At 67.1% G+C, this 14,242-nt stretch carries 14 protein-coding genes; 10 read left to right on the top strand and 4 right to left on the bottom strand.

Features of this window, described 5'->3' with window-relative positions; genetic code table 11:
* Nucleotides 1–11: 11 nt before the first annotated feature.
* Both IB274_RS22140 and IB274_RS22135 read right to left on the bottom strand, forming a co-directional pair.
* Nucleotides 12–776, bottom strand: coding sequence for a substrate-binding periplasmic protein (locus IB274_RS22140; RefSeq protein ID WP_192434839.1), 765 nt, complete (start codon nucleotides 774–776; stop codon nucleotides 12–14).
* A 104-nt stretch (nucleotides 777–880) separates the two neighbouring features.
* Nucleotides 881–1,963: an endonuclease/exonuclease/phosphatase family protein gene (locus IB274_RS22135; protein ID WP_192434836.1), complete on the bottom strand. Its 1,083-nt coding sequence runs from the start codon at nucleotides 1,961–1,963 to the stop codon at nucleotides 881–883.
* Between the two features lie 142 nt (nucleotides 1,964–2,105).
* On the opposite strand from IB274_RS22135, the gene IB274_RS22130 reads away from it, so the two are divergent.
* The gene (locus IB274_RS22130; protein WP_192434834.1) at nucleotides 2,106–2,942 is read left to right on the top strand and encodes an SDR family oxidoreductase; all 837 of its coding nucleotides are present in this window, start codon (nucleotides 2,106–2,108) and stop codon (nucleotides 2,940–2,942) included.
* A gap of 55 nt (nucleotides 2,943–2,997) precedes the next feature.
* On the opposite strand, the gene IB274_RS22125 is transcribed toward IB274_RS22130, so the two are convergent.
* Together IB274_RS22125 and IB274_RS22120 are read right to left on the bottom strand one after the other, a co-directional pair.
* The gene (locus tag IB274_RS22125) at nucleotides 2,998–3,429 is read right to left on the bottom strand and encodes a VOC family protein (protein ID WP_192434832.1); all 432 of its coding nucleotides are present in this window, start codon (nucleotides 3,427–3,429) and stop codon (nucleotides 2,998–3,000) included.
* Between the two features lie 101 nt (nucleotides 3,430–3,530).
* The gene (locus IB274_RS22120) at nucleotides 3,531–4,181 is read right to left on the bottom strand and encodes a YciC family protein (protein WP_192434830.1); all 651 of its coding nucleotides are present in this window, start codon (nucleotides 4,179–4,181) and stop codon (nucleotides 3,531–3,533) included.
* Nucleotides 4,182–4,338: 157 nt separating this feature from the next.
* Between IB274_RS22120 and IB274_RS22115 the strand changes: the two genes are divergently transcribed.
* The 9 genes from IB274_RS22115 to IB274_RS22075 all read left to right on the top strand — a co-directional run bounded on the left by IB274_RS22115 (nucleotide 4,339) and on the right by IB274_RS22075 (nucleotide 14,076).
* The gene (locus tag IB274_RS22115) at nucleotides 4,339–5,079 is read left to right on the top strand and encodes a DUF2076 domain-containing protein (RefSeq protein WP_192434828.1); all 741 of its coding nucleotides are present in this window, start codon (nucleotides 4,339–4,341) and stop codon (nucleotides 5,077–5,079) included.
* Between the two features lie 93 nt (nucleotides 5,080–5,172).
* A complete protein-coding gene (locus IB274_RS22110; RefSeq protein ID WP_192434826.1) occupies nucleotides 5,173–5,649 on the top strand; it encodes an NYN domain-containing protein in 477 nt (158 codons plus the stop codon).
* A gap of 50 nt (nucleotides 5,650–5,699) precedes the next feature.
* Nucleotides 5,700–7,082 (top strand): DEAD/DEAH box helicase, encoded by a 1,383-nt coding sequence (locus tag IB274_RS22105; RefSeq protein WP_192434824.1) that lies wholly within the window; start codon nucleotides 5,700–5,702, stop codon nucleotides 7,080–7,082.
* A 168-nt stretch (nucleotides 7,083–7,250) separates the two neighbouring features.
* Complete coding sequence (locus IB274_RS22100; RefSeq protein ID WP_192434822.1) at nucleotides 7,251–8,069, top strand: helix-turn-helix transcriptional regulator; 819 nt, start codon at nucleotides 7,251–7,253, stop codon at nucleotides 8,067–8,069.
* 373 nt (nucleotides 8,070–8,442) lie between these two features.
* Nucleotides 8,443–9,558 carry an ABC transporter ATP-binding protein gene (locus IB274_RS22095; RefSeq protein ID WP_192434820.1) on the top strand — a complete coding sequence of 372 codons (1,116 nt, stop codon included), beginning with the start codon at nucleotides 8,443–8,445 and terminating at the stop codon, nucleotides 9,556–9,558.
* A 50-nt stretch (nucleotides 9,559–9,608) separates the two neighbouring features.
* Nucleotides 9,609–10,751: an ABC transporter substrate-binding protein gene (locus IB274_RS22090; protein ID WP_192381516.1), complete on the top strand. Its 1,143-nt coding sequence runs from the start codon at nucleotides 9,609–9,611 to the stop codon at nucleotides 10,749–10,751.
* A gap of 95 nt (nucleotides 10,752–10,846) precedes the next feature.
* The gene (locus tag IB274_RS22085) at nucleotides 10,847–11,758 is read left to right on the top strand and encodes an ABC transporter permease (protein WP_192434818.1); all 912 of its coding nucleotides are present in this window, start codon (nucleotides 10,847–10,849) and stop codon (nucleotides 11,756–11,758) included.
* A 1-nt stretch (nucleotide 11,759) separates the two neighbouring features.
* On the top strand, nucleotides 11,760–12,578 hold the full coding sequence (locus IB274_RS22080; protein WP_081517210.1) for an ABC transporter permease: 819 nt from the start codon (nucleotides 11,760–11,762) through the stop codon (nucleotides 12,576–12,578).
* A 25-nt stretch (nucleotides 12,579–12,603) separates the two neighbouring features.
* On the top strand, nucleotides 12,604–14,076 hold the full coding sequence (locus IB274_RS22075; protein ID WP_192434816.1) for an aldehyde dehydrogenase family protein: 1,473 nt from the start codon (nucleotides 12,604–12,606) through the stop codon (nucleotides 14,074–14,076).
* The last annotated feature ends 166 nt before the right edge of the window (nucleotides 14,077–14,242 follow it).

Below are 14,242 nucleotides of genomic sequence, written 5' to 3'. Positions count from 1 at the left end.
GGTCATCCCGTTCAGGGCAACTTCATCTCGTAACCCGCCGCCTGCAGTTCGTCGTAGGCGTAGTCCAGCTGCGCGCGCAGGCCTTCGGCATCGGGCGCATGGCGGGAGACGATGAGCTTGGTCGGCACGCTGTACAGGGTGTCGAAGGCCAGCGGCGCCATGTTCAGCTCGCGGCGTGCCTGTTCCACCGGCGTCTGGTAGTCGATCAGGAAGTCGCCGCGACCACGTTCGAGCATCTGCAGGGCGGCGGTGTGGGTGCTGGTGCGGTGCACTTCCAACCGCAGTTTCGGATCGGCCAGCATGTCGGTGATCGGCCGCCAGTAGCTGTAGCCGCTGATCAGGATCACCCGGCTGGTGGTCAGCCCGTCGGGCAATTTCGGCGAGGGGCGGGAGGCCAGGCGATACAGGTTCAGCTCGACATGCCCCAGCACACGCTCGCATTCCAGCGTGCTGCCCACCAGTTCCTGCTTGCCCGGTGCGCCAGCCCAGAGCTGCACGCTGCCGTCCTGCAGGCCCAGGTAAAGGCGGGCGCTGGGCAGCGGGCGGAAGTCGGCGCGGTAGCCGGCCTTGAGCAGGATGCGCCGGACCATGTCGGCGCCACTGCCGCGGGTGCTGCCGTCCGGGGCGGTGTAGGTGTAGGGCGGGAATTCGTAGTAGCCCACGGTCAATGCCGGCAGCGGATGCGGCAGCCGGTCGGCCAGCGTGGGCCGGTCGACGGCGAGGGCGTTGAGGCAGAGCAGGGCGACTATCGGCCCGATGAGACGGCGAAAGTGCATGGATACCCGAAGTGCATGTTGTCGTTGTTATGCGGCGCCGCCCGAGCATGGGGCCGCCGCGCCTCGCTTGTCCAGCCTGGCTCGGCGGCGATGTGCCGCGGCGCTCAGTGGGGCAGCAGGAAGCGCGCCGACAGCGGCAGATGGTTGGAGATGCGCAGGGTGTCGTGGCTGCGCACGCCGGCATCGAGGCGGTTCAGGCTGGGGCTGTGGAACAGGTAGTCGAGGGTGCGATCGGGCTTGTGCACGCGCGGGTCGTTGGGGAAATGGGTGTACCACTTCTCCTGCTCGGCGCCACTGGATTCCTCCACCGCCGGGACCACCGGGAAGCGCGCCGCCAGCAGGTTCAGCTCGCTGTTCGCGCGGTAGGGCGCGCGCAGCACCTCGGGCAGATACGGGTATTGGCCCAGCGGCAGCAGGCCGAGATCGCCGCCCAGCAGCCAGGGGCGGCCGGAGGCCTGAAGGCTGTTCAGGTGGGCTTCGACGGCTTCGACCTGGCGCTGCGGGGTGTCGTCGCCGTTGGGGCGCTCCAGGCGTGTGTTGATCACGCTGAGCTGGCCGCCGCCGCGGATCGGCAGGTCGCTCTGCAGCATCGCCGGCTGCGGGGCGAACAGGTGCAGTAGCGGGATGGATGAGCGCTGCGGCAGGGCGATGCGCTCGCCGCCGCTGATCTGGAAGCGGCTGAAGGTCACCAGCTTGCGCCCGGCGCTGCCGAACACATGGGGGTTGGGATCGAAGCGTGCCTTCCAGTCGAAGGCGGTGGTGGAGCAGGGATAGAGGTCGGTCAGGCGGTCGCCGATCAGCGCCTGCTGGTCCTGCTTGCCGGTGGCCGCTGCGCCGTCGTCGACTTCCTGCAGCAGCACGATGTCCGGTGCTTCGTCGCGAATCACCCGCACCACCTCGTCGAGGCTGTAGGCGATGTCTTCGGGGCTGGGGCTGTCGTCGGGGCCGGTGGTGTCGGGCAGGTCGTCCCAGAAGATGTAGCGCTTGCCGGCCAGGTACTGGACGTTCCAGGTCATCACCTTCAGCGCCTGCCCCGGCTGCAATTGCGGCGCGGGCGCACGGCACTGCGCGGCGACGGCCTCGCGCTCGGCGGGGTGCCAGGCCAGCAGCCAGGCGGCTGCGGTGATGGCGAGCAGCAGGGCGATGAACAGCACGAAGAGGATGCGGCGGCGAAGCGAGAGGCTCATGGGTGACCAGGGGCTATGCTTGTTGGGTCCAGAGGATAGTGTCTGTGCCCGCGCATTTCACCTGCGCATTTGCCGCGCGAAGCATCCTGCAACCTTGAGGCAGGCCGTACACCGCGCGTAGCGCCTGCTCCGGGAGGTCGCCATGCCACGCTCGTTGTTCTCGCACTCGGTGTACCGACGCAAGGTGGTGCTGGTCAGCGGCGGCTGTTCCGGCATCGGTCGCGCGCTGGTGCTGCGCTTCGCCCAGGCCGGCGCGCACCCGGTGATCCTCGACCTCGACCAGGCGGCGCTGGACAGCCTGGTGCAGCACCTGCGCGAGCACCTGAGCGTCGAAGCCCTCGGGCTGCGCTGCGACATCGCCGACGCCGAGGCGGTGGAACGCGCGGTGGCGCTCGCCGTCGAGCGCTTCGGTGGCATCGACGTGCTGGTGAACAACGCCGGCATCACCCACCGCAGCTTGTTCATCGAGACCGAGCTGGCAGTGTTCCGCCGGGTGATGGCGGTGAACTTCTATGGCGCGTTGCACTGTACTCAGGCGGCGTTGCCCAGCCTGCTGGCGCGGCAGGGGCAGATCGTCGTGCTCAGCTCGCTGACCGGATTCGCGCCGCTGCTCTATCGCAGTGCCTACAACGCCAGCAAGCATGCGCTGCACGGGTTGTTCGACACGCTGCGCATGGAGCTGGACGGCACCGGCGTGGCGATCACTCTGGCCTGCCCGGGCTTCACCGCCACCGACCTGCGCAAGAACGCCCTGGTGGGCGACGGTTCGGTGATCCGCCAGCCGGCTGTGGTGCTGGGCGCGGAAGTGGCCTCGCCGCGCGATGTGGCCGAGGCGATTTACCAGGGAGCGCTGCGTCGGCGGCGTTTGCTGGTGCTGTCCAACGTCAACTGGCGGGCACGACTGCTGGCGCGCTTCTTCCCGCGGCTTTTCGAGAAGCTGCTGGTGCCGAAGATGTCGGGGCTCAGGCCGGGGCATTAGCTCTTCGTAGGGCGGATAACCCGTTCCGGGTTATGCGCCCTACGGATGTGGTCCATCAGTGCGAGTGGGTATCGAAACCGCCATCCGTCAGCGCCATGTCCCAGAACGATGCCTCGATCTTGTGCCCGTCCAGGTCGCGGATGAAGCAGCCGTAGTAAGGGTCGCCATACAGCGGGCGCGGGCCGGGCGCGCCTTCGTCGGTGGCGCCGGCGGCTATCGCGGCGCGGTAGAAGGCATCTACCTCCTCGCGGGAATTGGCCATGAAACCGAAGTGCGTGCCGTTGCCGACGCTGGCCGGGTGGCCGTCGATGGGCGTCTGCAGCCAGAACTCGGGGAAAACCCGGCCGTAAGCCACGGCTCCAGGATGTTCCATGATCGGCTGGCAGCCCAGCGTCGGCAGCACGGCGTCGTAGAACGCCTTGGCGCGCGGGTAGTCGTTAGTACCGATGGAAATGTGCGAAAGGCAGCTGGGCGGGAAGTCGCTCACGGCGAGTCTCCTTACTCGGGGTTTTCGGGGGAGGGAAGGAGACTCCAGCGTAGAACCCCGGCGCGCGATGCGCCGGGCGATTTGTTGCGACATGCTGCCGCTCAGGCGGCCTCGCGGCCGAGCAGGATGAAGATGCGGTAGGCGGCCACCGTCAGCAGCAGTTGGAAGAACCCGCTCAGCGAGTGCAGCGCGACGCTGAGCATCGGTGCGTCCTGGCCGGCCTCGGTGATCCAGCCTTCGGCGATCCATACCGGCGCGAGGATGGCCAGGGAGGTCATCAGCAGCAGGAAGAAGTGCCCGGTGGTCATGGCGAAGCTCTCGCGCATCGCGTCGATGGGCGAGCGGCCGCGCTGCACCAGGAGGAATTCGGCGAAGGCCAGCTTGATCATCACGAAGATACCCGGCAGCACCATCAGGTACAGGCCGATCACGATCAGCAGCGAGGTGATCGCCGACAGCAGGGCAAAGGCGGGCCACAATCGCAGGGCCGCGCTCCACAGTTCGCGTACACCCCGCTCGACGCCTTCGCCGGCGTCGATCATGAACAGGATCAGGCTGGCGGTGTAGATCGGGTAGAACACCAGGCCCGCGGCCATGCCCCAGGGCGCGAAGTTCTGCGGGCCGGCGGCGACGTTGATCTGCTGCTGCACCAGCGTCTCGATGACGATCCAGGGCAGGCACAGCGGCACCAGGATGCCGAGGTGACGTGAGAAGAAGAACCAGGTGTCGCGGAGGATGGAAAGGGGATTCATCAGTAACCCGATACTGTCGGAGGGCTTGGACTCTAACTTAAGCAAACCCTCAGCTGAAGGCGCCAGAATTCTGCGACCGGAACTTGTTTTTTTGCGAGCCGATCCAATGTTGCAAAGGCAATGTTCTATCGAACCACCCGCTTCCCCGAGGCCTGCCATGAATTCCGAAGAGCAATCCCTGATCGATGGTCTGTTCACCCGCCTGCGTGACGCCGAGGCGCAGACTGCGCCGCGCGACGCCGACGCCGAGGCGCAGATCAACCGGCACCTGGTGCAACAGCCGGCCGCGCCGTACTACATGGCCCAGGCGATGCTGATCCAGGAAGCAGCGATCAAGCGCCTGGACCAGCGCGTCAAGGAACTCGAAGCCCAGGCGCAGCAGAGTCGACCGAGCAGCGGCGGCTTCCTCGCCGGCTTGTTCGGCGGCGGCCAGAGCCCGCAACCTCGGCAGGAACAGGCGCAGCAGCGCCCGGACGGCTGGGGCCAGACACGCTTCTCGCAACCGGCCGGCGGCAACGCGGCTTACGCGAACAACCCCGGCCCCAGCAACCCGAACGACTTCAGGCCGGCCCAGCCCGCGCAAGCGGCGCCCCAGGGCGGCGGCTTCCTGCGCGGTGCCCTGCAGACTGCTGCAGGCGTGGCTGGCGGCGTGATGGTGGCGGACCTGCTGACCAGCATGTTCCACCACAACCAGCCGCAGGAAATCGTCGAGGTGATCCAGGAACAGCCGGTGCAACCGGAGCCGTCGAACTTCGACGACTCGCGGACGGACGACTCCTTTGGCGGCGGCGACCGCTATGCCGACAGCAACTTCAGTGACGCCAACTACGACGACGGAGGCAGCTTCGGCGACGACTCCGGCTTTTTCGGTGGCGACGACGGCGACATGTTCAGCTGAGTCGCCGGCGAAGCTGTCCCGCCCGCCGGGACTGGCGGGGGCGCGCCACTGTGCCGATAATGCGCCCCCGCTGTCCGAGTCCCGGAGTCACCGTTGAAGACCATCGCCCTGTTCGCCGACGTGCAGAACCTCTACTACACCGTGCGTCAGGCCTACGGCTGCCACTTCAACTACGCCGCGCTGTGGGCCGAGCTGAGCGCCCAGGGCAACATCGTCCAGGCCTACGCCTACGCCATCGACCGTGGCGATGCCAAGCAGCAGCAGTTCCAGCAGATCCTGCGCAAGCTCGGCTTCACCGTGAAGCTCAAACCCTACATCCAGCGCGCCGATGGCTCGGCCAAGGGTGACTGGGACGTGGGCATCACCATCGACATCCTCGACGCCGCGCCGAACGTGGACGAGATCGTGCTGGCCTCCGGCGACGGCGATTTCGACCTGCTGCTCGACCGCGTCCGCGCCGGCGGCACCGACGCCACCGCCTACGGCGTGCCGGGCCTCACCGCCCAGGCGCTGATCCGCGCGGCCAGCCGCTACGTGCCCATCGAAGGCGCGCTGCTGCTGCGCTCCTGACCCTTGCGGCTACAATGCCGCCCATTCCGAATCGTTTCTGCGAGCGCTCCATGACCTTCGCCAATCTCGGCCTGATCGATCCCCTCCTGCACGCCCTCGACGGGCTCGGCTACCAGAACCCGACGGCGGTGCAGGCCCAGGCCATCCCGGCCGTGCTCAAGGGCCGCGACCTGCTGGCTGCTGCCCAGACCGGTACCGGCAAGACCGCCGGGTTCGCCCTGCCGCTGCTGCAGAAGCTGCTCCAGGAAGGCCCGCAGGTGGCGGCCAACTCGATCCGCGCGCTGGTGCTGGTGCCGACCCGCGAGCTGGCCGAGCAGGTGCACGAGAGCTTCCGCGCCTACGGCCAGCATGTGCCGTTGCGCACCGCCGTGGCTTACGGCGGGGTCAGCATCAACCCGCAGATGATGAAGCTGCGCAAGGGCGTCGACGTGCTGGTGGCGACTCCCGGCCGCCTGCTGGACCTGTACCGGCAGAACGCCCTGAAATTCACCCAGCTGCAGGTGCTGGTGCTGGACGAGGCCGACCGCATGCTCGACCTCGGCTTCGCCCGCGAACTGGACGAAGTCTTCGCCGCGCTGCCCCGACGCCGGCAGACCCTGCTGTTCTCCGCGACATTCTCCGACGCCATCCGCCAGATGGCCCGCACTCTGCTGCGCGACCCGCTGACGATAGACGTGGCACCGCGCAACACGGCGGCGAAGACGGTGAAACAGCACCTGCTTACTGTCGACAAGAAGCGCAAGGCTGAACTGTTCCTGCACCTGCTGCGCGAGCAGGGCTGGCGCCAGGCGCTGGTGTTCGCCAAGACCCGCAAGGGCGTCGACGAACTGGTCGACCTTCTGCAGCGCGAAGGCATCCGCGCCGACTCGATCCACGGCGACAAGCCGCAGCCCTCGCGCCTGCGCGCCCTGGCGCGGTTCAAGGCCGGGGAGGTGGATTTCCTCATCGCCACCGACGTCGCCGCGCGCGGCCTGGATATCGAGGAGATGCCGCTGGTGGTCAACTTCGACCTGCCCATCGTCCCCGAGGACTACGTGCACCGCATCGGCCGGACCGGTCGGGCCGGCGCCAGTGGGCAGGCGATCTCGCTGGTCTGCGCCGATGAAGTGCAACAGCTGGCGGCCATCGAGACGCTGATCGGCCAGACCCTGCCGCGCCAGGAGGAAGACGGCTTCGAGGCGGAGCACCGGGTACCCGTCACCGCTCCTGGCGGCCAGATCACCAGGAAGCCGAAGAAGCCCAAGCAACCCAAGGTGCCCGAAGGCAAGCCGGGCAAGGTGCATCTTGGTTCGCTGCTCGACGACAAGCCGCAGGTCAAGGCGGTGCGCAAGGCGCCGGGCTTCGGCCTTGGTGGTAAGCCGGCTGCTGGAAAACCGTCTTCCAACAAATCGTCTGCTGGAAAGCCCGGCGGCAAGGGCGCTCGTCGCCCCTGAGCCGATAAGGCGCGCGTCTGCTTCATCACGGTGCGCGCCAAGGCTGAATCAGTCGCTGTCTCCAGGCGTTGCGGGGCCTTGCGGGGTGTGGCGCAAAAGCTGCATTTCCGTGTGGAATCCCGAACGCCTATAGTGTGCCCATCGCGCACACAACAAGAACGACAGCCCATGCGCCACAAGGAACTCAAAGCCTGGACCGGCGGAGTCGCCCATCTGCTCCCGCTGGCCGCCGGTCGTCCGCGCCTGCTCGGCCTCAGCCAGTGGCTGCAGCAGGTCTGCGCGGTGGATAACTTCGTGCTCTTCGTCTACGAAGGCAACCACCGGCCGCTGGACCTGTTCGACACCTTCCCGGCCGATGTCCGCCACGTCTACGTCGAGGACTACCAGGTCGGCCCGTACCTGCTCGATCCCTTCTACCTCGCCTGCACCCGCCACCAGGCGCCGGGGCTGTGGCGCCTGCGGCAGTTCGCGCCGGACCACTTCTACCTGGGCGAGTACTACCAGACGTATTACCAGCAGACCGGCCTGACCGAGGAGATCGCCTTCTTCATCGACCTCGCCGATGGCGCCACCGCCGTGCTCTCGCTGATGCGCAAGACCTCCAGCCCCGCCTACAGCCGCGACGAGATGCAGTTGCTGGAGTGCGCGCGGCCGGTGGTCGAGCAGGTGGTGCGCGAAGCCTGGGAACTGCGCCGCGCGCAGCCTCGCCCGGCGCAGGACCTGGACTACCAGATCCGCGAGGCCTTCGACCAGTTCGGCGCCCAATTGCTCACGCCCCGCGAGCAGGAGATCGTCCAGCTGCTGCTGCGCGGCCACTCCAGCGCCTCGGTGGCCGAGCAGCTGGACATCAGTCCGGGCACGGTGAAGATCCACCGCAAGAACATTTACGCCAAGCTCGGCATCGGCAGCCAGTCGGAGCTGCTCGGGCTGTTCATCCGCGAACTGGCCGGGCGCGATGCGGCGGGTGGGATGCTGGCAGTTGGCTGAGCAGGGCGGCTCTTAGTAGGAGCGAGCTTGCTCCTACAGCCACCGTCAGCTGCGGGCGTCCCCTGTAAGAGCGGGCTCCGTGCCACAGCTTTTCCCTCACCCCAGCCCTCTCCCAGAGGGAGAGGGGGCCGTCCGTGCCGGCTGACGCGATGGTTCCAACCTGCGCCGAACTGTCCCCTCTCCCTCCGGGAGAGGGTTAGGGTGAGGGGCTCTTGATTTGTTGTAGGAGCGCGCATGGCGGGATCTTTCGGGGATAGCCCGCGAGTGCATACCGAAGGATCCATTCCCGCCATCTATCCCCCGAGGGATATATACACCCCGAAAGCCCCGTTGCTAGCGTGAGCCCCAACAAGAACAAAGTGGGAGCGCGGTGATGGAAAGCGGTCAGGACTTCGATATCGAATTCCGCAACGTGGTCAAGCGCTACGGCAGCGTGCCGGCGGTCAACGGGTTGAGCTTCAGGGTGAAGCGCGGCGCCTTCCATTCCTTCCTCGGTAGCTCCGGCTGCGGCAAGACCACCACCCTGCGGATGATCGCCGGCTTCGAACAGCCCAGCGAAGGCGAGGTGCTCCTGGCCGGCAAGGCGGTGGCCGGGGTGCCGGCGCACCAGCGTGCGGTGAACATGGTGTTCCAGCACTACGCGCTGTTCCCGCACCTGACGGTGGCCGAGAACATCGCCTACGGCCTGCGCTACCGCACGCCGCGACCGGACCGTGCGCAGCAGCGCCGCATGGCCGACGAGGCGCTGGAGATGGTGCGCCTCTCCGGCTTCGGCACGCGCAAGCCGCATGAGCTTTCCGGCGGCCAGCAGCAGCGTGTGGCGCTGGCCCGCGCACTGGTGAACAAGCCCACCGTGCTGCTGCTCGACGAGCCGCTGGCCGCACTCGACCGCAAGTTGCGCAAGGAGATGCAGTCGGAGCTGCTGCGTTTGCAGCGCGAGGTCGGCATCACCTTCGTGCTGGTCACCCACGACCAGGAAGAAGCGCTGTCGATGAGCGACAGCATCAGCATCATGAAGGACGGCCTGATCATCCAGACCGCCACCCCTGAGGCGCTCTATGAGACCCCGGCGAGCCGCTACGTCGCCGACTTCATCGGCGAGTCCAACCTGTTTTCCGGCACCGTGCGCCGCCTCGATTCAGGCCGCGTGGTGCTGGGCACCCCGGCCGGGCTGGAACTGAGCAGCCCGCCGACGCCCACCGGCCCTGTGCTGGCGCCCCAGGCCGAAGGCTGCATCGCCGTGCGCCCGGAGCTGGTCGGCATCGCCGCCGCCGATTCGGAGCTGCAGCGCGAAGTGCGCCTGAAGGGCCGCGTCGAAGACCGCATCTACCTGGGCAACCTCACTGAATACCGCGTACGCACCGACGCTTTCGGCATCGTCTGCGTGCGCGTGCCGCGCAAGGCCGGCGGCGAGGCGGAAGCCTTCGAGCACGGCGCGCCGGTACAGGTCGGCTGGAACCAGGCCAGCGGCCTGGCCATGGCCCTTTGAGTTCGACGATCCAACCATAACGACAATCAGCAGACAGGCGGGGAGTGACGATGGACAAGAAGAGCTTCATCAAGACGATGCGCAGCTGGGAAAACGGCTCCATCACGCGGCGCGATTTCCTCGGCAAGACCGGCCTCGGGCTGGCGATGGCGGTGGTCGCCGCCAACACTCCCGGCCTGCTCAGCGGCAAGGCCTACGCGGCCGAAGGCAGCAACATCGGTGACCGCCTGGCCCTGGCCACCTGGCCGAACTACCACAGCCAGGAGAACTTCGATGCCTTCGCCAAGGCTACCGGCGCGCGGGTGCAGATGAACGTGTTCGGTTCCAACGAGGAGATGCTCGCCAAATTGCAGGCCGGCGGTAGCGGCTGGGACGTCTTCGTGCCGACCAACTACACCATCAGCACCTACGTGCAGCTCGGGCTGATCGAGCCGCTGGACCTCTCGCGCATCCCCAACTTCGACCCCAAGGCCTTCGAGGAGCGCTTCATGGCCCAGGGAACGGTGGACGGCAAGGTCTACGCGGTGCCGAAGAACTGGGGCACCACCGGCATCGTCTATGACGCCAGCCGTGTGAAGGGCAGCCCGGATTCCTGGAAGCAGTTCTGGGACCTGACATTGACCCACGCCTCGGGCCGCACCATCGTCCATGACTACCAGCTCACCGCCATCGGCAACGCGCTCAAGTACTACGGCTACAGCTTCAACTCGCTGGACCCGAAGGAACTGGCCGAGGCCGAGAAGCTGCTGATCCAGGCCAAGCCGCACCTGTTCGCGATCAACTCCGACATCCAGCCTTCGCTGCGCAACGGCGACGCCTGGATGGCCATGGCCTGGACTGGTGACGCCTCCCAGCTGCACCGCGACAACCCGGACATGACCTTCGTGCTGGGCAAGGAAGGCGGCGAGATATGGAGCGACTTCTTCGCCATTCCCAAGAGCGCCGAGCACCGCGATGCCGCCTACGCGTTCATCAACTACCTGCTAGACCCGCAGCACAACAAGCTGGAGGTGCTCTCCCACGGCTACCCGAGCGGGGACAAGCGCGTCGATGCGCTGCTCTCCAAGGAGATGCTCGACGACCCGATCATGTACCCGGCGGCCGAGCGCCTGTCGCCGCTGGAGTTCGGCGCCGCGGCGACCCTCACCAGCCCGGCACGCGCCGAACTGATGGCGCGGTTCAAGGCCGCCTGATCGGCAATTCTGGCGCTTGTGCGGAATGCGGCGGATAACGCTGGCGCGTTATTCGCCCTACCGCGAAGGTCCGTTCCATGCGTAGGGAATCGAACATGAACATCGCTGTCAGCGCCCCGTTGCCGCAGACCCAGGCGACGCCCAGCGCCTCGCGCGCAAAAAGCCTCGGCCGGCGCGTCACGCTCCTGCTGCTGTTGCCGTCCACCCTGTGGTTCCTGCTGCTGCTCCTGATGCCGCTGGTGATCATCCTGGTCTTCAGCTTCGGCGAGCGCAGCGCCGTGGGTGGCTACGGTGGCGGGCTGACGCTGGAGAATTACCTGAACCTCGGCTCCCGCGCCCAGGCCTTCTGGAACACCCTGACCCTGGCGCCGCTGGGCACCCTGGCATGCCTGCTGGCGGCCTACCCACTGGCCTACTTCCTGGCGGTGAAGGTGCGGCGCAACAAGTCGCTGCTGCTCACGCTGGTGATCGTGCCGTTCTGGACCAGCTTCCTGATCCGCACCTACGCCTGGATCTTCCTGCTCAGCGGCCGTGGCATCCCGGCGCTCCTGGAGACCTTCGGCATCGCCGACGTGCGCCTGATCAACACGCCCTACGCGGTACTGATCGGCATCGTCTACGGCTACCTGCCGCTGATGGTGTTCCCCATCTACGTGACCCTGGAGAAGCTCGACAAGCGCCTGCTGGAAGCCTCCGGCGACCTCGGTGCGAGCGCCTTCGAAACCTTCCGCCGGATCACCCTGCCGCTGTCCGCGCCGGGGGTGATCACCGGGGTGATGCTGGTGTTCATTCTGCTCATGGGCGAGTTCCTGATCCCGGCCATTCTCGGCGGCGGCAAGGTGTTCTTCGTCGGCAACGCGCTGGTCGACCTGTTCCTGCAATCGCGCAACTGGGCGTTCGGCAGCGCGGTGGCTATGACCCTGGTGGCGATGATGCTGGCGATCATCGGCGTCTACCTGAAACTCGTGGCCCGCAACGGCGGCTCGCGCAACGACGGAGTGCTCTGACATGTGGCTGCGCAGTTACTCCACCTCGGTCTACCTGTTCCTCTACGCGCCCATCGCGCTGATCATGCTCTTCGCCTTCAACGCCGGGCGTAGCGGGCTGAGCTTCCAGTGCTGCTCGGTGCAATGGTTCGGCCGCGCCTTCGACAACCCGTTCATCCTGGAAGCCCTGGGCAACAGCGCGCTGATCGCCCTCTGCTCGGCGCTGATCGCCACCCTGTTCGGCACCCTCGCGGTGTTCGGCCTGCAGCGGGTCGGCAAGCGCGTGCGCCTGCTGTTCGACGCGCTGACCTACTGCGCGATCATCGTGCCGGGCATCGTCATCGGCATCGCCACGCTGATCGCCTTCATCACCCTGTTCGACGTGCTCAACCCGCTGCTGGCGCTGCTGGACATCGGCCTGCCGAAACTCAACATGGGCTTCGGCACCGTGGTGGCAGCGCACTCGCTGTTCACCATGGCGCTGGTGATGGTGATCGTCCGCACCCGCGTCGAGGCAATGGACAAGTCGCTGCTGGAAGCCTCCGCCGACCTCTACGCGCCGCCGCTGGATACCTTCTGGCGGGTGACCCTGCCGCAGATCGCCCCGGCCATCCTCGCCGGCTTCCTGCTGGCGTTCACCTTCAGCTTCGACGATTTCATCATCGCCTTCTTCGTCGCCGGCTCCGAGACCACGCTGCCGATCTACATCTTCTCGTCGATCCGCCGGGGCATCACGCCGGAGATCAACGCCATCTCCACGGTGATCATCTGTGCCTCGCTGGCGCTGCTGTTCACCTCCCGCTACCTGCAGAACCGCCGCACCGGCGTTCAGGCCGCCTGAGGGCCGACTTCAAGGAGACTGAAGGATGCGCGACCAGCTCTACATCAACGGGCAGTGGGTCAGGCCGGACCTGGGCGGCCGCTTCACCAGCTTCGACCCGGCCACCGGCCAGCCGCTGCAGGAAGTGCCGGCGGCCACCGAGGAAGACGTCGATCACGCTGTGCGTGCGGCGCGCACCGCGTTCAATCGCGGCTGGGGGCAGAGCCGCGGCAGCGAGCGCGCCGAATGGCTGGAGGCACTGGCCGGCGAGTTGGAGCGCCACCAGGATTCACTGGCCGAACTGGAGGTGCGCGACAACGGCAAACCGCTGCCCGAAGCGCAGTGGGACGTGGCCGACGCCATCGGCTGCTTCCGCTATTACGCGGAGCTGGCGCGAGAACTGGACCAGCGCCAGGACCAGGTCCTGGCGCTGCCCGACGAGCGCTTCCGCTGCCGCATCCGCCAGGAGCCGGTGGGTGTGGCCGGGCAGATCATTCCCTGGAACTACCCGCTGCTGATGGCGGCCTGGAAGGTCGCGCCGGCCTTGGCGGCGGGCGCCACCTGCGTGCTCAAGCCCTCCGAGCTGACACCCCTGAGCGCCCTGGAACTGGCCGCCGCGGCGGACGCCGCGGGGCTGCCGGCGGGCGTTCTCAACGTGCTGCCCGGCCTCGGCGCGGAAGCCGGCGGGCCGCTGAGCCAGCATCCGGGCGTGGACAAGCTGGCGTTCACCGGCAGTGTGCCGACCGGCTCGCGGATCATGTCGGCGGCAGCCCAGGACATCAAGAACGTCAGTCTGGAGCTGGGTGGCAAATCGGCCTTCATCGTCTTCGACGACAGCGATGTCGAGGCGGCGGTGGAATGGATCCTGTTCGGCATCTTCTGGAACCAGGGGCAGGTGTGCAGCGCCACCTCGCGCCTGCTGGTGCAGGAGGGCATCGCCCCACGGCTGATTGAGCGGCTGGTGGAGGCGACCCGCGCCATCACCATCGGTGACGGCCTGCAGCCGGGCGTGCTGCTCGGTCCGCTGGTCAGCCAGGGGCAGCACGAAAAGGTACTCGGCTTCGTCGAAAAAGGCCGCACGGGCGGCGCCCGGTTGCTCACCGGCGGCAAGCGCCCGGCGGGGTTGGAGCAGGGCTGGTTCATCGAGCCGGCGATCTTCGACGAACCGACCGAGGACGCGCTGATCTGGCGCGAGGAAATCTTCGGCCCGGTGCTCTGTGTGAAGCGTTTCAAGACCGAGGCCGAGGCCCTGCGCCTGGCCAACGACAGCCGTTTCGGCCTGGCCGGTGCGGTGATGTCGGGCGACCCGCAACGTGCTGCGCGGGTGGCAGACGGGTTGCGCGCAGGGATCGTCTGGGTCAACTGCTCTCAGCCGACCTTCACCCAGGCGCCCTGGGGCGGCATGAAGCAGAGCGGCATCGGCCGCGAGCTGGGCGTGTGGGGGCTGGAGAACTACCTGGAGGTGAAGCAGGTGACCGAGTACATCTCGGATCAGCCCTGGGGCTGGTACCTGAAATAACCGCTGTGACTCGCTCCTGCCGGCAACTTCGGAGCCCGCTGTAGGAGATTCTATGTCTACCCCACCGTATCGGCCGCAGTCCGATACGGTTGCTGAGTCGTCATCAGGGCAAAGGCAATCCGGGCCAATTTGCGGGCGAGGACGGTCAGCGCCTCGATCTTTTGCA

It is taken from the genome of Pseudomonas sp. PDM18, assembly GCF_014852585.1.
Lineage (GTDB): Bacteria > Pseudomonadota > Gammaproteobacteria > Pseudomonadales > Pseudomonadaceae > Pseudomonas.
Note: the sequence above shows the minus strand (reverse complement) of the source record. Positions and strands in the feature narration are given on the sequence as shown.